The following is an 18864-nucleotide window of genomic DNA, read 5'->3' on the forward strand; positions in this document are numbered from 1 at the left end:
AACTTAATAACGTGACCTTAACTATATTTACTTTATGTCTATGGTTTCTGGGGAATTACCCAGTAAGCGCGCAAAATAGTGTGCAACTGCCAAAAGAAGAAGTAATAGTACAAGTAGTTAACCCCGTATCCCTAACGGAGGAATATTTATGGATGAACGTGACTGTAACAACGGATGGACAACCAAGTCCTTCTAAAGTCATATATATGGAGTTATTAGATAGAAATGGGATTTCAGTTGTAAAGGATCTCGCGGAACTAGTAAAAGGTGAAGTCAATTCCTATTTGATGCTTCCATCCGATTTGCCTTCAGATCACTATCTTTTAAGAGTCTACACAAGGATTAGCCCTTATACTTCAGGGGAAAAAGGGGTATTTCAATCCCTGGTTTCTATTATTAACCCAAAAGTCCCTCCTATTATTACACTGTCATTAACTTTGGGAGAAGGTAGTACTGCAATGTCACTGGAGGCCAAATATATGAATACAAAAGACAGCTTATTGGAAGTGGCTATTCCAATGGCTAATGCAACTGATATATCGGTGGTAATTAATAAAACAACGCCTTTTGACAATGTCAAAACGGCTTTAAATCACACTCAGATGTATCCTGTAGAGACGGATCCAAACCCCACGTTGGTTCCCGAACTATTTGGACATATTATAAAAGGAAAATTACTGGACAATGTAATCGACACTACTGAAGTATTCTTTCTTACGCTTCATGGCAGTCAATCCCATATGTTTATTGATAAACCCAATGAGAAGGGAGAGCTTTATTTTGAAACAGGTAATTTCTCCTATTATGATTACGCCATCATCCAAACTGCACAAACAGGGCAACAGGTGAATTTTATTCTTACCTCTCCTTTTTGGGACAAGGTCCCTGATGAAAATTTTCAATTACCTGTTTTAAATCTTAGTCAAAATGACGAAGAATTTATCAAGGAAAAGATCTTAGCCAGGGCAAGCCATCAATACTATGTTGGGCCATTAGAAATTCCAAAAGCGCCTTTGCCATTCCAATACATCACAGATTATAGTTACGCATTAAGTGATTATAATCGATTTGTAGATATGGCCACCACTATACGGGAATATGTCCCCATGGTAGTGGTCCGAAGTCAAAATCGTAAAACCATATTTAAAAATTTCAATATCCCTTACAACTTAGTGTTCAAAGAAAGCCCTTTACTAGTCATCGATGGAATGCCGGTATTTGATAGTGAGGCTTTTGCTAATTTCAATCCAAAAGGCATTGAAAGCATGGATATTATCAACCGGTATTTCTATATCAATGATCAGCAGTTTACGGGAATGGTCAACCTCACCTCATTTAAAAATGATTTTGGTGGTTTTGATTTGCCTAAAAACGCCCTGTTTATCACTTACAATGGCATTCAAAAACCTTTTCAATACCATTCTTCTTTGGAGTATGGTAACAACAATCATTTCCCTGATTTCAGGACTACTTTGACCTGGCAGACGAACAAAGAAACGGATGAAAATGGTAACCTCAACTTTTCTTTCAAGCCCTCTCGCTTAAAAGGAAAATATTTGCTGAGGATTCAATACAGGGATGGTCTTAACAATAATTTGAAAACTTCCCAATATTCCATAGATATGAAATAGTCGATTCTAGGCTGCAGAACACCTTATTTTTACCTGTTAAGTTCAAGGTAGTTTTCCTTTCTTAAGCTATCCTTTCTATCGTACAGATAATTCCATTTCTCCATGTAATCGTCTGCAGGAAGAAATTCATCGTTAGTGGCCTTGAGTTTTGCAGCTAAAATGCCATCCAGATGATTCTTTAATTGGCTAAACTGAGGCATATCTACCAGGTTGTGCATTTTGATAAGGATCCTGTTCGTTGTCATACAATAACCATGGGCCAAGTAAATCTTTAACATAGGTGTATTTCTTTGTCCTAACACCTCTGAATTCCCTTCCTCCATTCATAAATTGCCATTCATGAAAAGGCACAGGAAGCATGATCAGGGCAGCTTCATTGCCTAACTCATCCCCATCTATAAGGGCTTTTGAAAAATCTGTTCCTTCTATTGAATGTGGTATTTCCAGGTCACTTAAGCCTAATAAAGTGGGCAAAAGGTCAGGGGTATTGATAGGGTCGTATATCTGATGTGGAGTTTTACCCAATTTATCAGGATACCTAATTAGCAAAGGTACTTTTATGGATTCATCCCAAGGTCGTTGTTTCTTTAAAACGCCTTTTGACATTAGCATGTCCCCATGCTCAGAGGTGAAGACAAAAATTGTATTGTCCGCAACTCCTGCCTCTTCAATTGCAGCTAATAATCTACCTACCGAATAGTCCAAAGCTGTACAATGTGCATAATAATTGGCCATGACATTTCTTGCACTATCTTTAAAATCTTCAGGAACATTAGGCCTTACGTGTAATTTTGAAGCATCATACATCTGCTTATATTCTTCTGGTGCAGTATGATAGGGATCATGAGGCGGTCCCCAAGACAATACCAATAGGAAAGGGTTGTCTTTATTTTTGTTAATATAACTAATGGCACTATCTGTTTGAGAAAATGCATCATACCCTTCCCAAAACTGCTTTTGATTCTCCTCATCAAAATAAAAAGAGTCATTATAATTATGAGTAACTTCCCTCACTTTCCAATAATCAAAACCTTGTCTCCTTTCTTTTGGTACAGGTTTGTTTCTTGCACTAAAATGCTCCTCTCCTCGCTCATGCCCATTTAAGTGCCATTTACCAATATAGCCCGTTTGGTAACCTGCCTTTTTATATATTTTCGCAATGGTTGTAGCCTCAGTAGGGAAAGGTTTGTCATTGTAAAAAACCCCATGTGTCAATGGATATTGGCCAGAAATAAAGCTCCCTCTCCAAGGAGCACACACCGCCATTACCGTTACAGCATTGTGAAATACAGCACTCTGCTTCGAAAGGCTGTCCAGGTTTGGGGTAATGACATCCTCATTCCCTAAATAACCTATTGATTGTGCTCTCCACTGATCTGCCAAAATAAAAACAACATTTGGTGGGACAGTGGCCTTTTCAATCTTACCTTCTTCTTTTGCTTGCTCTTTACATGAAAAGCCAAGTAAAAGAATACTGCAAAGAATCAATGTTTTATAAAAATTCATCATTTGTGAAATTTGGGTCAAGTTAAGTTGGTGAAAATTACATAAAATTCAATCCCCTTGACTAAAAAAAATAAAGAATGGAGAAACTAAATTTAAATCCCCCTCTAAAATCCCTTGACCTAAAAAGACTAAGCTCATTTTTTATGGAATAAGCCCAAATCAAAATTTCTTCGTGCAACTCTTCTTTCTGGTTGAATTTCATCAAACACCTCTTTTCTCAATTCACTTTCGCTTTTCTTTTTGTACCAAAGTTCATCCGCTGATAAAACTATTCCAGCTTCATACAAATCCAATAAATGATCGTAAGGACCTCTTTTCGCTAAAAGTTTTACCAAAATAGGGGCCATTTCAATCATAATGAACAATGCCATGATTAGGAGATTGGCCCAATAAACAGCAGTGTTTGCATTGGTAAGTGCATCCAATGCTTGAATTCTTGCCGCCAGCCCATTATTTGCCGCCACTGATACCATTTGATAATCCAGTTCAGCCGTCATTTTTTCGTTGAGTAGATTGATTTTCTGTACTCTATCTTGAATTTTTTCACGGTTTAAGCTTTGGGTGTATTCCAAGTCTTTTTGTGCCAGGTCAAGTTGCGCCTCTTTTTTTTCTGCATTGATCCCAATGCCTGCTCTTCCGGTAGTTTCTCCAGTTTTCACTCCAAACCGCTCATTGTCATACTCTACTTGTTTTTCATTTCTAAAAGCTTCTTTGCCATTGATCTCAGCCTTTAACCCTTGAATTTCCTCTTCCAACTTGAGTAGTTCAGGATAACCTGCTTTTATTTCATCTTTACTTTCACTGATGGTTGCCAACCGTTGCCTATCTAATTCCCTATTGATTTCTTTTTCAAAAATTTTCAACTCCAATGGTTTAGCGATTACCAAGGCTATTAAAACAGCTAAAATAAGTCTAGGGAGGGCTTGCTTTAATTCCGATAGAAATTTCTCTCTTTTTTAAGGGTTGAAACGATGTACCTATCTAAATTAAAAATCATTAACATCCATACAATTCCAACAGCCAAAATGGTGTAAATGGATTCAAAAATGGTGAATAAGGCATAACCTACAGACAATCCAGCAAAGACAGCGGTAAACAAAACTGTTCCACCAATCCCGATAAATTGATGAATGGAACCAGGGCAACGTTTTACCAAGGGCAGGTATGCACCTGAACAAAATACGAGAAAGCGTTCTAATTTATTCATATAAGGCTGGTACTGCTTTAGATTTTTAACCAAACACATTTCAAGGACGCTGCCAAATATTTCCTTTAATTCAGTTTTAGAACGGTATTTAAGATAAATATTATATACAATTGATTATCAATGATTTAAAAAAGTTGTTTTGGTTAGAATTTAATTTTTAAACAATTTTCTTTTCTGCTAGTGGTAATAAAACACGTATTAAAAGCACAAAACAAAAAAATGTCCGGTTTAATTGTCCGTTAATGATACAGTCAAAATATTTTAAAATTCACATAATTAAAGTAGTTTAGATTCCAAAACCCATTTAAAATTATGAAAAAAAATAATTTCGTTTTAACAGCTCTTTTACTTTTTATATGTTTGTCCGTTTTTGCACAAGATCCTGCAAGATATAATAGCCAAGTAGCGCAGATTAATAAAGATTATCCCACCCAGAGCTATTTAAACAGCATTGTTTTCACTGGTAGTTCAACCATTCGAATGTGGAAAACACTTCAGGAGGATTTTCCAGAGCATAAGGTGATAAATGCTGGATTTGGTGGCTCACAGTCTGCTGATTTACTTTTTCACTTAGATAAACTAGTAATAGACTATAAGCCTTCAAAAGTGTTTATTTATGAAGGTGACAATGACATCTCAGGAGGAAAAGCTACAGAAGAAATTTTGGCCAATTATGACCTAATCGTAAGCAAAATTCACCAGGCACTTCCAGAAACAGAAATTATACTCATTAGCCCAAAACCTAGTGTATCCAGATGGGAATTGGCAGATAAGTATCTTGAATTGAATAAAAGTCTGAAAAAATCTACCAAGGGTAAAAAATACCTGAAATATGCCGATTTATGGAAACCTATGCTTAACAAGGACAAAGAACCTATGAAGGACATCTTTCTTGAAGACAACCTCCATATGAATGCAAAAGGTTATGACATTTGGGCCAAAACCATCAAAAAGTTTTTGTAAACCACTTTCCGGTACAAAGACAAGAGTGAAATTACATTCATTAAATTGACTTTCCAGAATTGAATAGTCAATAGGAACAATAACATTTCTACTATTGCCTAAATACAATGATTCTTTATATTTAGCCCGAAATAGGTAAATAACTACCTGTTTCGGGCTAAATATTTTATTAGAATTTTAGTGAGCTTGTTCCCTAAACTCCTTCTTTACTAAGCCATCGAATAAAACAGAATGGTGACGCCTTCGTCCATACCGTAGCCCGTATCCCTATTAAAAAAATCCAAATCCAATATAAAATACTATTGAGATTTGGAAAAGAGACCTGTCATTAGTTAATTTGCATTAAATTTCAGGAAACTGATTTATAAAGAAGAGGCGAGAGATCAGGCTCTGTGAACCTCTGGCAACCTTCCGAACCAAGGAAAGGTGCCAATACCTGCCCAATAAATAGGGAACGATAAATTAGAAAATATGACAGCACTTACATTCTCCTTCTTTATCTTTCTCGTTTATTTTCACCATTGTGCGACTTCGCTGAATGGTTTATATTCATGTGTCTACGATAAGAAAAATTTCTTTTATGGATTATAAAAATTTTGAAACACAGGCAGTAAGAATAGCTGCATCTTCCTCAAACCAGAGAGAACATTCCGCACCTATTTACCTGAGCTCCAGTTTCGTCTTTGATTCTGCCGAACAAGCCAGGCAAATGTTTGCTGATGAAATTGAAGGAAACATCTATTCCAGGTATGCCAACCCAAACACAAGTGATCTGATAGAAAAGGTATGTGCTGCAGAAGGCACTGAAAGCGGCGTTACAACTGCTTCTGGAATGGCCGCAATGTTTGGTAGCATGGCTTCATTATTAAGGCAGGGAGACCATATACTTGCCTCCAGGTCATTGTTTGGATCAACCCACCAGCTGCTTACTCGTATATTCCCAAAATGGGGAATATCACATACCTATGGAGACATATCAGACATTGGTCAGTGGGAACAATTGGTACAACCAAATACTAAAATGTTGTTTATCGAAACCCCTTCTAACCCGGGTTTGGAAATTATTGATTTGGAATACATTGCAAAATTTGCCAATGCACATAACCTCGTGTTGGTGGTAGACAATTGCTTTGCCACTCCTTACCTGCAGCAGCCTGCAAAATGGGGAGCACATATAGTCACCCACAGTGCTACTAAATTTATTGACGGGCAAGGAAGGGTTCTTGGAGGACTTATTCTAGGAAAAAAAGAACTCATTGACGAAGTTCAGTTTTTTATGCGTCATACTGGTCCATCATTGTCCCCATTTAATGCATGGATATTAGCCAAGAGCATGGAAACTTTGGCTGTTAGAATGGACAGGCATTGTGAAAGTGCACTTAAAATCGCGCAGTATTTTGAGGGAAACAAAGAAGTGGAAGTAGTAAAATATCCATTTTTAGCCTCCCATCCACAATTTGACCTTGCGAAAAAACAAATGAAGCATGGTGGTGGAATTATTACTTTAACGTTGAAAGGGGGGTTGCCTAGAGCTAAAAATTTCATTGATCAATTACAGATGATCTCTGTCACTGCAAACCTTGGTGATACCCGTAGCATTGTTACCCATCCCGCTTCCACCACACACAGTAAACTTACCCAAGAGGAAAGAGAGAAAGTGGGCATTTTAAACGGTTTAGTAAGGCTATCTGTAGGTCTGGAACATGTGGACGACATTATTCTTGATATAGAAAGAGCATTAGAGAAATCCAAAAACTAAAAAAGGGTTACATAATTCTATCTTGAATTATGTAACCCTTTTTTTTTGAAGCACAAAACTTCAAAACTTAGACCCGAAGTAAGCAATAGCCCTCCTATTGCTTACTTCGGGTTAATATAAATCATTTCTTATTATCAGAATCTTCTGGTTCTGCAATATTTACCTCCTTGTCATTTTCAAGTTGCGTACTTACCACAAAATAAGGTCCCGTTATCACTTCTTGTCCTTCTTCTAAACCCTCCAGGATTTCGATATTCTCAAAATCAGATATACCTGTTTTTACTTCCTGCACTACCGCCTTGTCTTCTTTTTTCAAAAACACCAACTCTTTCATGTTCCCTTTTCCATCACCAGACTCAATCACCTGGCTCGCTCGGACAGTAACAGCGGCAAGTGGAATCGCCAAAACGTTTACCTTCTTATCTGTGATTATTTCCACGCTGGCAGTCATTCCTGGGCGAAAAGGAAATGGATTTTCTTTGGTTACTAGATCTTTATAGGAATCATTAATGATTCGGATACGTACTTCAAACTCTGTAACAGCATCGGTGCTAACTTTTTCGTTGGCTGAATTGGCAATGGCAGTAACAACTCCGGTAAATTTTTTACCAGTAGAAGAATAGGAGTCCACTTCAATCAGAGTTGTATCGCTCATGCTTATTCTAACGATGTCATTCTCATTAACATTTACCCTTATCTCCATTTTTGACAAATCGGCAATCCGCAACATTTCTGTTCCGGCCATTTGAGCTGTTCCAACTACTCGTTCTCCTTGCTCCACAAGAAGATTGGACACAATTCCATCCGTAGGCGAGTAAACATTAGTCAACCTTAGGTTTTCTGCGGCTTCATCTACAGAAGCTTTTGCACTTTTCACTATAAACTCTGAGGCAATAACGGATTGTTTGGCTGCTTCAAGGTCGTTTTCACCAGTAAGAAAATCAGCATTAATCTGTTCGAAATCCGCATCAGAAATGACCTTGTCTTCATATAAAGATAGGTTTCTATCATAATCCAATTTTGACCGGTTGAATTGTGCTTCAGCACGTTTTAAACTTGCTCTTGATTGGGCTAAATTCGCCAATTGCTGGTTTAAATTGGCTTGTGCTCTGTCAAGGGCCGAGATGAAATTATCAGGCCTTATTTTGACCAACAAATCACCAATTTTTACTGAATCACCTTCATTTACATTTAATTCGATGATTTCTCCGGCAACATCCGGGCTCATTTTAACCTCGGTTTCGGGCTGAACTACACCCGAAGCACTTACCTTTTCTACGATGTCTTTTTTCCCGACTTTACCAATCTGGACTTCTAAAGGCTTCTCTCCTCCTACCCATCCGGCTTGCCTTCCTACAACCAACCCTACAACCAAGAGGGCAACTATTCCCAGTAAAATGTAAATTAATTTGTTTGACTTTTTCTTGGCCATTTTTCTGATCTATTATAGTGTAAGTGGATTCCCTAAATAAAAATCCAGTACTTTAACGCTAAAAACAAATTGGTACTTTGCCGTAACCAAATCTGCTTCCGCATTGAACAAATTATTTTGTGCAACCTGAAAATCAACTGCATTGATTGCTCCCACTTCGAAGCGTTGCTGAGACATCCTGAAGGACTCTCCAAGTGCTTCTACCCTTATCAGTGAACTTCTGTAAGACTGTTCGGCGGCGTAAGCTGAGGTATAAGCAGATTCTATATCTTGTCTCAAAAGATTCCTCGCTTCCATTTCCTGAATTTCACTTAATCGTTTCTGTACACGAGCCCGTTGAACACTGGCTTTGTTTCGAAAATTGGAAAAAACAGGAATACTTAATCCTATATTGGCTGACTGAGAAAGGTTGTTTTCAAATTGTTGTAATAGTGGATCAGGAGTCATAAACGTACTTTGATCAACATAATTTGAAAACACATTGGCACTAAGGCTTAAGCTCGGAGCATAGCCACCTTGGGCAATTTTAACTCCATATTCAGCACTTTTTACTGCCAATTCAGCTGCCTTAATCTGAGGTAATCTTGTTTCTGCGATACCATAAACCTCTCCTACACCTACACTCCCAATTTCTAAACCTTCAACACCTACATCAGGCACAATAATGCCAAATGAATCATTAAAAGGCAATTGGAGGGCCTGAGACAAATTCAACTTCGCTATTCGTAGATTGTTTTCAGAATTGATTACTTCTAATTCGTTAGTCGCTTTTTGAGCTTCCAAATCCAATTGATCCGCTTTAGGCAATGCTCCAGCCATCACCAGGCTTGTTGTTCGCTTTAATTGATCAATACTGGTTTTCAATTGGGATTTAGCGATATTCAATTGCTCCATAGAAAAGGCAACATTAATAAAGAGATTAATGGTGTTCAAAGTAATGTCATTCTTGCTAGTTTCGACATTAAGCCTGTTAACTTCTACATTCAATTTAGATTGTTGTATACTATTGCGAACCCTACCTCCAGAATATATAGGTAAGCTTGAATTGCCAGAAATATTTACATTACCAATTCTTCTGGATTCAAAATCATTGGTAACTGGATTGATAGATCTCCCCCAACGGAATCCAGAACTAACACCCATAGAAAAAGAGGGTAACATCTGCCCTTTTGATTCCAATAAGTTAGCCTCTGAACCAATCAGATTCAATTCAGATCTTTTTAGGTTTAGATTGTTATCCAAGGCAATTTCCACACTTTGTTCTAAAGTTAATTTACCTGAATTATCCTGAGCAAATGCAACCGGAAATAGCCCGGGAATTAATAGCATTATCAGTAAAACTTGCTTTTTCATGAACTGTGAAATTTTATCATTTTTCCGGTTGATAAGCTTATTTTATCCATCTTAAAATCCCGAAACTTAAATAAACCTGCTTAAAATAAGCAAACCAAGTGCTAGTTAGTCATTTAGTTTCAAAAATGAACCTTTCTATCTAAAAACCAGCTATGAATGACAATATTTAATTAGTTTTAACTTTAATGAAATAAGTTAAAACTAAAAATGTTCGATAATGAACATATTACTGTACAAAAATGAGACAGTTTTTTAAGAATAAAACGGACGGCTTTAGTGAAGTTAGAGAATTACCAATAAATAGAGCTCTTCTTTTTGGAGACGGCTTATTTGAAACCATGGTGTTCACCAATGGTCACTTTAGATTTCACGAAGATCATCAGGCGAGGGCAATCATGGGGCTTAAAAAATTACGAATTGAGTCCATCCCAGACCTTCTTAAAGTCAAAGAATTGCTTAACATCACCTACGGCAAGAACGCTACCTTGCGTGTGCGATGGAACATCTTTAGATCAGGAATTGGGAAATATAGTCCTATGGAAAACGATCATTGTGAACATTTGATCGTAACTGATTTTCAGCCTTCTCCCGGGCTTAAAAACAAAGCCTATATAAGCAACAGCATTCAAGTAAATGCCTCACCATGGGCCGGAACAAAAACCTTAAATGCCCTAACGTATGTTTTGGCCAATATTGAGCGAAAACAACAAGGGATGGATGATGTAATCCTCTTAGACGACAAGGGAAACATTTCAGAAGGAGGCAGTTCTAATATCTTTTGGGTTAAAAACAACAATTATTTTACCCCCTCCCTCCAAACAAATTGCATTGCAGGAATTGCCCGAAAGCAAATCCTGGACCAACTTAAAAACAAGGGTTTCAATTGTGAAGTTGGAATATTTAAAGCAAAGGATTTAATGGATGCAGATCAAGTGTTTGTAAGCAATGTTACAGGGATAAGTTATTTGCTCAATATCGATGGTAAAACTTTCGATACCAGACCTGAACCCACACTCCTTTCCCTTTTTGAAATTTAATTTTTATTCCACGATAAATATAAGATCAGTTTTATGCATTCAAACTTTTGAATTGGAATGCCCCCACTTCAAAAGTTAAGTTTGCAAGCTTTATTCATTAAATGAATTACACTGAAACCTCAGCCTTGATTCGTGGATGAGGGTCATATTTTAACAATTGGATGTCTTCATACTTGAATGAAAAGATGTCTTTTATCTCCGGATTTAACTTTAGCTGAGGTAAAGGCTTACATTCTCTGGTAAGTTGTAGCCTGGCTTGATCCAAATGGTTATTGTATAGGTGGGCATCTCCTAAGGTATGAATAAATTCACCGGGCTCCAGATCACACACCTGCGCTACCATGGCTAAAAACAAGGCATAGGAGGCAATATTAAAGGGTACCCCTAGAAATACATCTGCACTGCGCTGGTATAACTGACAAGACAATTTACCATCAGCTACATAAAACTGGAACATTAAATGGCAAGGAGGCAAAGCCATTTGATCCACATCTGCAACATTCCAAGCGCTAACAAGAAGTCGTCTAGAATTGGGATTTTTCTTTATTTGATTGATTAGATTTTTTATCTGGTCAATCTCTCCTCCTTTTCCGTCTGGCCAATGCCTCCATTGATAACCATAAACGGGGCCCAGGTCGCCTTTTTCATTTGCCCACTCATCCCAAATGGACACTTTGTTATCCTTGAGGTATTTGATATTGGTATCACCAGCTAAGAACCAAAGCAATTCATGGAAAATCGAACGGGTATGACATTTTTTCGTGGTGACCAAAGGAAAACCTTCAGACAAATCATACCGCATTTGATACCCAAATACACTCAAAGTGCCAGTACCTGTTCGATCTCCTTTTTTGATACCATGGTCCAATATATGTTGTAATAACTGATGGTATTGTTGCATATTGTATTCCGTTTAACTGTAATGCTGTTGGTAATATTTTTGATAATCACCAGAAGTTACTCCGTCTAACCATCCTTCGTTTTCCAGGTACCAATCTACAGTTTTCTCAATCCCTACTTCAAAGGTTAGGCTTGGTTTCCAGCCCAGTTCTTTGTTGATTTTATCTGCGTCAATGGCGTACCGTTGGTCATGTCCTGCTCGGTCTTTCACAAAGGTAATTAATTGTTCTGATGCTCCTTTATCCCTACCAAGTTTTCGGTCCATGATTTCACATAGCAACTTTACGATGTCAATGTTTTTCCATTCGTTGAACCCACCAATATTGTATGTTTCTCCCGTTTTTCCTTTATGAAAAACCAAGTCAATAGCTATGGCGTGGTCTAACACAAATAGCCAATCCCTAATATTATCACCTTTGCCATAGACTGGTAAGGGTTTATTTTGCTTGATATTGTGAATACAAAGCGGAATTAATTTTTCAGGGAATTGATTAGGTCCATAATTGTTTGAGCAATTTGAAATCACAGTTTTCAAACCATATGTATTGGCATAGGCTCTTACAAAATGATCTGAGGCTGCCTTAGAAGAAGAATAGGGGGATTGTGGATCATAAGGAGTAGTCTCTAGAAAAAACCCACCGTCATCAAGAGATCCATAAACCTCATCCGTAGAAACATGATAAAAGAGATGGTTGTCTAGGTCTTTCCAATGGTTTTTGGCCGTATTCAAAAGATTAACCGTTCCCATAACGTTCGTTTTCACAAATGCCAATGGATCAGTGATTGATCTGTCAACATGAGACTCAGCGGCCAAATGGATGACATCTGTTATCTGGTAATCATTAAAAACCTCTTTTAAAAGATCTTCATCGTTAATATCAACTTTTGCGAAGGCATAGTTTTTCGACCCTTCAATGTCTTTTAAATTCTCCAAATTACCTGCATAGGTTAGACAATCTAAATTCACGATCCTGTAATTTGGATATTTTTTAACAAAAAGTCTGACGACATGAGAACCTATAAAACCAGCTCCTCCAGTGATCAATATTGATTTTTCCATAATCTAAAATTTTAAAATAAAATAAGTTTATAAAAATATAAAAGTTTAAAAGTATAGCCTAAAATAGGTGATTTCAAATTTTTAACGCTATGAAATCACCTAAAATTCAGGTCTTAAAGGTTTTTCTTGTTAGAAGAAAACCACTTTAACCTCAACTGCTTAACCATTAATAAAACTGCCCCTTTCAACATGAATATGACTGCATAACATGAACTTAAAAGCGACTTACAAAAACTAAGCCTTGAATTTTGATAGAAATTTTTCCAGCCAACTTGTTTTGAATTTCTTCTCTTCCGAATAGTAACCATCACCATAGCTATTCTTCATCATATAGGAATAATTGTACCCATATCCATAATTATAGCCTCCGAAGTCATAGGTATCACCTCCACCTTTAAGACCATTGAAAACAGCATAAAAATTTCTCACCTGATCATTTGAATAAAGATCATTGATCATTAATAAATGATTTTTATGTGTAAAATCATGCCTTACTATATAAAGATTAACATCAGAAAAACGTAATAAGTCCATGGTTTCTGATACCAACCCTACTGGAGGGCAATCCATAATAATAATATCAAACTCTTGCTCCAACTGCTCCAAAAATTCAGCCATTTTATCTTTTAACAATAATTCTGCTGGGTTTGGAGGAACTGCCCCTGAAGGTACCGCATACAGATTTTCATATTGCGTTTTAAGTATTATCTCATCAGCAGAATCTTTATCTACTAAAAAAGTAGAAAGTCCCTTTTTATTTGAAACACCTAAATACTTCGCAAGTTTAGGTTTCCTAAGGTCAAGTCCGATAATACAGGTTTTTTTTCCACTAAGTGCCATCGCAGAAGCCAGGTTCAAACTTATATAGGTTTTACCTTCACCTGAAATACTGGAAGTTACCAAAATTTTCTTGCATTTCTTCTCACTGGCAATGTAAAAAAGTGCAGACCGTAGAGATCGAAATGATTCAGAAGCAAGTGAGCGGGGATGTTCGGCTACTAGTAAATTGGTGTTTTTATCACTATATCCAATGGTTCCTAACATAGGAATTCTCAATAGATTTTTTAGCTGAATTTGATCCATTACCCTGTTATTTAGGTAATGAAATAAAACTAAAAAGCCAAATGGAAGAAAAAACCAAGGCCTATAGCATAAGTGTAATTTTGTGTTTTTTTAGGGTAAATTAGTGTTCCTCTTTTAGCATAGTCCACGATACTGTTATCAGGTACATTGGATGCTTTCGCTATACCAGCCTCTGCCCTTTTCTCAAGTAAGTAGGTATATAGGTTTTCCCTTAATTTAAACTCTCTTAGGATGTTGGTATAATCAGACTCTGCTTTAGGCAAGTTGGAAAACTGCTTGTCAAATGAATTTAATTTTTCTGATTTTCTTTCTTTTTGCTTTCTGTATTTGAAATGAGGTTCTGAATATTCTCAAAAATATTTTCTTTCAACCTTTCTATTTGCTGATCCAAAACTTTTACATCTGGGTGAGTATCCTTAACTATTGATAGCAACTTTCTCCTTTCCATAGAGAGTTCTACCAATGACATTGTCATGTCATTAAAAAGGCCATCACCAATTCCAACAATGGAGGGGGCCACGATCTCTTCAAATGAATCTGTTTTAGTGACCAGGTAACTTTTTAAAGTATTGTAATAAGCCAATTCAAAATCTATGGCTTGGATATTTGCTTCCAAAACCTGAATATTATCCAATACTCCACCAAATTCAGCGTTTACATCCAACATTCTATTTTGAACTTTAAAACGTTGCAAACTTCCCTCAGCAGACTTTAATGAATCCTCTACAATGTAGAGTTGTTCCTCAATAAATTTCAAAGCATTTTCAGAGATTAGATTTTTCTCTTTTAGGTCGTACTCAAGAAAAGCATCCATTAATGCGTTGATATAATCACTTCCTTTTTCTTCAATTTTAGTAACTGTACTAATCTCCAGCACAGTCCCATAATTAATAAGTGGTTTTACTTGAATAGCGTTGGAATAACGATCTATAAGTGAGGATGGGGTATGAAGTAAAAACTCATAAGTGTCGTATTGTCGAGAATTGTTTTGTAAAAAAATCTTAAACTTGGCATCTTCACCAATTACCTCTTCTCCAAATTTCAAATTTTTATTGAAAATATCTCGGTCCTCTTCCACGTATTTGTAACTCATGAAGAAGTTATCAAGAAACATATTTTCTCCTGGAAGTAATCTAAAAGTGGAATCAGAGAGGATTTTAATCCTTATTTTTCGATTGGTAATTTGTGGATAGTCCCAATCAACAGCTACCTTTATAGGACTATTTTTATACAATTCAATTTCTTTGATATTTGTTGATGCAAAATAACTAACATCAAAGTGAAGCTTAGCCAGTGCTTCGGACGTAAGGTTTTTTGAAGAAAAAAGTAATATGTCATTTGTGAGATTTTCCCCTCCTGAAAAAATATTAGACCTGTCCAGAATTCTAACTTCAGGAGCAGCATTACTTTTAATCATAACACTTCCTTTCACCTCAAATTTCTCCATCGTATATCGATGAAAAAGGAATACTGTAACTAAGCCAATGAAAATACAAATCAAATATAAAGGCCAATACCTGAAATATTTGATGAGGTAATATTTAATATCAATAGGCTTCTCTTGTTCGTCAAACTTCGATAGATCTAGATTTTCCATAATTAAAAAAGTCCTGAAGTAATACCGTAAACAAACATCATTGCCGTAATAATGGATATCCCCAACTGTAAGCTTGCGGTTAAATTCTCTCCTGAACCAATTTGCCTTATTTGCATAGGTTGTAGGTATAGAATATCATTTGGTTGAATAAAATAGTAAGGCGATGCCAGTAGCCTCCTATCATTGAGATTAATTTGATGGATTTTGGTTCCACCATCGTATTGTCTGATCAAAAACAATTCGTTCTTCCTCGCTAAAATACTTGACTCTCCTGCCATAGAAATGGCGTCAAAAATTGTAGCTCGGTTTTTCAAAAGAATTTTAGGCCCAACATTGTTAAACTCCCCCATTGTAGTAAATCTAATACCACCGATGCGAAGTTTCACTTGTACTTCATCCTTAAAATAATAGTTTATAGCTTCCTGAACTTTATCCCTGGCTTCAATTTCAGATAATCCAGAAATTTTGAGCGGTGCTAGATTGGGTATTTGAATGTACCCATTTTTATCTAGGGAATATCCTGAAAAATAAAAAACATCCATACTACCTCCTGAATTCCCTCCTCTTCCAACACTTGAGGACTTTGCTCCCTGAAATTCAAAAGCCCTGAGTAATTCCTGATTGGGAGAGGCGAAATCCACGTCTATAATATCATGAGGTTGTAATATGTACTCATAATCCACTTCTGCAAAGGGAATAAATTCATCAAGTCCTATTGGCTCATTTCCTTTTAAATTTTGAAGGTAATTTATTCGCTTATTACTTATACATGAAGTAACTAAAACAAAAATTAAAACCGGTAATACCAGTCTTCTCATATAAAAATTATTTGTAATCACCTTCAAAATTAATTAAATATGTATGTATTGAAAAAAAAGAGGGTAATTAATTTAAAGTTAATTATTTCGAGTCCAATAAGCGATTATATGCGTTAAAAATCTCCTTATGCATGGATTTTCTTTCAAACTTATTAATTACTCTTTGGTATAGGTTGTCAGCATAGCCTTGCATATCAGCTCTTCTCACAAACGCAAACTCCATAGCTTCCTTCAAGGCAGATACAAGACCAACTTGGAAAACAAGGGCTGTTTTTTTATGTTTGACAAGGTCTGTGTTGCCTGGGATATCAGAACAGATGATAGGGCAGTTCATCGCTCCTGACTCTAACAATACGTTTGGGAAACCTTCTCTATAAGAAGGGTGGATAAGTACATCAGAGATGGCCAAGTAATGTGCTACATGATCCGTCCATGGTACATGCACTATGCGAGGATGATCATTTATCTGGTTAATCGTTTTGGGATCAAGAGGATTTAGGTCTTGTTCAAAATCTCCCAACAATATCAATTTTGAACGGTTGACTATTTTAGATTGAATAAAGGCCTCTACCAAGTCCGCAATTCCCTTATCCTTTACTAACCTACCCACCGTTAACATCAAAAAATCATCGTCTCCTGGCACAATTCTCATGGTAGCTGCTACCAAGTGATTTTCTTGAAGGTTATTCCTATCAAATACATCTAAATCAACCCCATTAGATGACCCTTCTCCTATTACCCTTACCTTCTTTGGGTTAACCAACTTCTTTTTCAAAATATATTCCATTAGCGAATGGGAATTTGGCCAAACTTCATCCGCAAAACGATAGGTTATTTTTTCTATATCAGATAAAAATTTAGCCTTATTTCCTTGTTCTACTATAAATGGGAGGCCAGCCAAGGTATGAATCTTAACTGGAACGCCTGCCAATCGGGCTGCAATCATACCAAGTAAGCCAGCTTTCGGAGTATGTGTATGCACAATATCAGGCTTTTCCTTTTTAAAAAGTTTGAATAGCAACCACAAACAGTAAATGTCCTTAAATGGCGTGATTTTTCTAGTAAAAGGTATTATCTCTTTCCTGATGCCTTTTTCGTTTTTCAGTACATCATACCATTCTTTTCCTTCAGCACTTACCATGAGCACGTCAAAGCCAGCATTTGACATGTAACTCATTTGGTTTTTTAATAATAATTTGAGAGAAAGGGGAACAGTAGTGATCCTAATCAACTTTGGCATTCAGCTATTATTTAATTAAAAGGTCAAATATACCTATTAAATCGGTTGAAAAATAGAATAATCTAAGCAGTGGTCTGCTATTTTTTCACTTTAGAAACGAATGGAATTGTTAAAAAGTGGCAATTCATGATGATTTCTTTTATGCATTCAAAAGACCACATGAATCATTCCTAATAAATTTAATCCGGTTTATTCAATAGGGTTCTTAAAGCCTGTACTGTTTCCCTCTATAAATGATGGATTAACTATTACAAGTTTCGGGCTCAAAAAGCGTTATTTTTTTTTTGAATACAGTCTGCAGTGAATACCTCACTTGAAGCTAATAAATAAACCATTCCCTTTGTCTAACAAAATAAATACAAAGGTGGAAAATTCATTCATAATATCGAACATTCAAGTTATTTAAATCACCTCCGTATTTAGGAAAGTCATATCCAAACATCAAGAATTTTAATAGTTGTTAAGGCTTATTCACAATTTGTCAATAAAAGACCTAATAATTTGGGATCTAACCCCTTTTTAATGGCTGTCTTAAAGTAAAAACATGCTTCCATAGATTTATTCAATTTCAGGTAGATTTCACCCTTAGTAGCATAGGCGATTGCATTTTCAGCATCAAGTTCTATAGCCTTTTCTATGTCTTCCATTGCCTTTCCAAAATTACTAAGCTTCATATGAGTATCTGCTCGATTATTATATAATATTGCTTCATTAGGGTTAAGGTTAATTAATCTATTAAAATCTTCCAAAGCTTCGTGGAATCCACCTTCTTGCTTCTTTAAAATAGCCAGATTAGAGGCAACTGCAAAGCTCTCAGGATTAATTTCAAGGTAAGTTTCCAAATCCACCTTAGCTTTTTCCAAATCACCTATTTTTTAAAAAGTTGAGATCTATTAGTGTAGGCGTTTTCATTTTCCGGATCCAATGTCAGGGCTATTTCATAATCCTTTAATGCCCCATTTACATCACCTTGTTGCGATCTCAATGATGCTCTATTTGTGAAATAACTAGGTGTGTCAGAATTTAAATCAATGGCTTTATCGTAAGACTTTAAGGCTTTTTCATTCTTGTTAATTCTCCTTTGAACAGTACCTAAATCTAAGTAGTAGGTCGATAGTTTATCTCCTTTTTTGTCTTTCTTTATAAGTTTTTTTAAAAAGACTTCAGCACATTCATAATCTTTATTTTCCAAACACTCAGTAACTTTGCTCCTTATTTCCTGGATAGACTGGGAATATGTAATTGTTAAAGGAAGAATTAATAAAAAAATACTGGAAA

Annotated in this window: 17 protein-coding genes, 1 pseudogene and 1 riboswitch; of the genes and pseudogenes, 4 read left to right on the top strand and 14 right to left on the bottom strand. The window is 36.2% G+C overall.

The window, feature by feature from the left end; genetic code table 11:
• Positions 1 to 11: 11 nt before the first annotated feature.
• A complete protein-coding gene (locus tag ADICYQ_RS13860; protein ID WP_146947197.1) occupies positions 12 to 1631 on the top strand; it encodes a hypothetical protein in 1620 nt (539 codons plus the stop codon).
• Between the two features lie 29 nt (positions 1632 to 1660).
• Here the strand turns inward: ADICYQ_RS13860 and ADICYQ_RS28665 are convergent, their stop codons facing one another.
• The 3 genes and pseudogenes from ADICYQ_RS28665 to ADICYQ_RS13870 all read right to left on the bottom strand — a co-directional run bounded on the left by ADICYQ_RS28665 (position 1661) and on the right by ADICYQ_RS13870 (position 4383).
• The gene (locus tag ADICYQ_RS28665) at positions 1661 to 1849 is read right to left on the bottom strand and encodes a hypothetical protein (protein WP_235114653.1); all 189 of its coding nucleotides are present in this window, start codon (positions 1847 to 1849) and stop codon (positions 1661 to 1663) included.
• A complete protein-coding gene (locus tag ADICYQ_RS13865; RefSeq protein WP_235114655.1) occupies positions 1818 to 3140 on the bottom strand; it encodes a sulfatase family protein in 1323 nt (440 codons plus the stop codon). Before ADICYQ_RS13865 ends, ADICYQ_RS28665 begins: the two co-directional genes overlap by 32 nt.
• Before the next feature lie 131 nt (positions 3141 to 3271).
• Positions 3272 to 4383: pseudogene (locus ADICYQ_RS13870) on the bottom strand (DUF4407 domain-containing protein).
• A 273-nt stretch (positions 4384 to 4656) separates the two neighbouring features.
• On the opposite strand from ADICYQ_RS13870, the gene ADICYQ_RS13875 reads away from it, so the two are divergent.
• Complete coding sequence (locus ADICYQ_RS13875) at positions 4657 to 5307, top strand: SGNH/GDSL hydrolase family protein (RefSeq protein WP_040416288.1); 651 nt, start codon at positions 4657 to 4659, stop codon at positions 5305 to 5307.
• 359 nt (positions 5308 to 5666) lie between these two features.
• A riboswitch (SAM riboswitch) is annotated at positions 5667 to 5771 on the top strand.
• 116 nt (positions 5772 to 5887) lie between these two features.
• Positions 5888 to 7066, top strand: coding sequence for a trans-sulfuration enzyme family protein (locus ADICYQ_RS13880; protein ID WP_020890413.1), 1179 nt, complete (start codon positions 5888 to 5890; stop codon positions 7064 to 7066).
• A 121-nt stretch (positions 7067 to 7187) separates the two neighbouring features.
• Here the strand turns inward: ADICYQ_RS13880 and ADICYQ_RS13885 are convergent, their stop codons facing one another.
• On the bottom strand, positions 7188 to 8498 hold the full coding sequence (locus ADICYQ_RS13885; RefSeq protein ID WP_020890414.1) for an efflux RND transporter periplasmic adaptor subunit: 1311 nt from the start codon (positions 8496 to 8498) through the stop codon (positions 7188 to 7190).
• Between the two features lie 12 nt (positions 8499 to 8510).
• Positions 8511 to 9851, bottom strand: coding sequence for a TolC family protein (locus ADICYQ_RS13890; protein WP_020890415.1), 1341 nt, complete (start codon positions 9849 to 9851; stop codon positions 8511 to 8513).
• Positions 9852 to 10090: 239 nt separating this feature from the next.
• On the opposite strand from ADICYQ_RS13890, the gene ADICYQ_RS13895 reads away from it, so the two are divergent.
• Entirely contained in the window at positions 10091 to 10888 is a 798-nt protein-coding gene (locus tag ADICYQ_RS13895) for an aminotransferase class IV (protein ID WP_020890416.1), read from the top strand.
• A 106-nt stretch (positions 10889 to 10994) separates the two neighbouring features.
• Here the strand turns inward: ADICYQ_RS13895 and ADICYQ_RS13900 are convergent, their stop codons facing one another.
• The 9 genes from ADICYQ_RS13900 to ADICYQ_RS13930 all read right to left on the bottom strand — a co-directional run.
• Positions 10995 to 11789, bottom strand: a complete 795-nt coding sequence (locus ADICYQ_RS13900; protein WP_020890417.1) for a thymidylate synthase — start codon at positions 11787 to 11789, stop codon at positions 10995 to 10997.
• A 12-nt stretch (positions 11790 to 11801) separates the two neighbouring features.
• Complete coding sequence (gene rfbB / locus ADICYQ_RS13905) at positions 11802 to 12848, bottom strand: dTDP-glucose 4,6-dehydratase (protein WP_020890418.1); 1047 nt, start codon at positions 12846 to 12848, stop codon at positions 11802 to 11804.
• Between the two features lie 234 nt (positions 12849 to 13082).
• Positions 13083 to 13931, bottom strand: a complete 849-nt coding sequence (locus tag ADICYQ_RS28670) for a tyrosine-protein kinase family protein (RefSeq protein ID WP_235114656.1) — start codon at positions 13929 to 13931, stop codon at positions 13083 to 13085.
• A gap of 29 nt (positions 13932 to 13960) precedes the next feature.
• Positions 13961 to 14194 carry a GNVR domain-containing protein gene (locus ADICYQ_RS28675; protein ID WP_020890420.1) on the bottom strand — a complete coding sequence of 78 codons (234 nt, stop codon included), beginning with the start codon at positions 14192 to 14194 and terminating at the stop codon, positions 13961 to 13963.
• 26 nt (positions 14195 to 14220) lie between these two features.
• Positions 14221 to 15528, bottom strand: a complete 1308-nt coding sequence (locus ADICYQ_RS28680) for a GumC domain-containing protein (protein WP_235114658.1) — start codon at positions 15526 to 15528, stop codon at positions 14221 to 14223.
• Between the two features lie 2 nt (positions 15529 to 15530).
• Positions 15531 to 16346: a polysaccharide biosynthesis/export family protein gene (locus ADICYQ_RS13915; RefSeq protein WP_020890422.1), complete on the bottom strand. Its 816-nt coding sequence runs from the start codon at positions 16344 to 16346 to the stop codon at positions 15531 to 15533.
• Positions 16347 to 16428: 82 nt separating this feature from the next.
• Positions 16429 to 17586: a glycosyltransferase family 4 protein gene (locus tag ADICYQ_RS13920; RefSeq protein WP_020890423.1), complete on the bottom strand. Its 1158-nt coding sequence runs from the start codon at positions 17584 to 17586 to the stop codon at positions 16429 to 16431.
• 467 nt (positions 17587 to 18053) lie between these two features.
• Positions 18054 to 18449, bottom strand: coding sequence for a tetratricopeptide repeat protein (locus ADICYQ_RS13925; RefSeq protein WP_020890424.1), 396 nt, complete (start codon positions 18447 to 18449; stop codon positions 18054 to 18056).
• A 5-nt stretch (positions 18450 to 18454) separates the two neighbouring features.
• Positions 18455 to 18864 (bottom strand): tetratricopeptide repeat protein (locus tag ADICYQ_RS13930; protein WP_040416290.1); only part of this gene is annotated, 410 nt, incomplete at its 5' end.

Origin of the sequence: Cyclobacterium qasimii M12-11B, from assembly GCF_000427295.1 — a bacterium.
GTDB classification, from domain to species: domain Bacteria; phylum Bacteroidota; class Bacteroidia; order Cytophagales; family Cyclobacteriaceae; genus Cyclobacterium; species Cyclobacterium qasimii.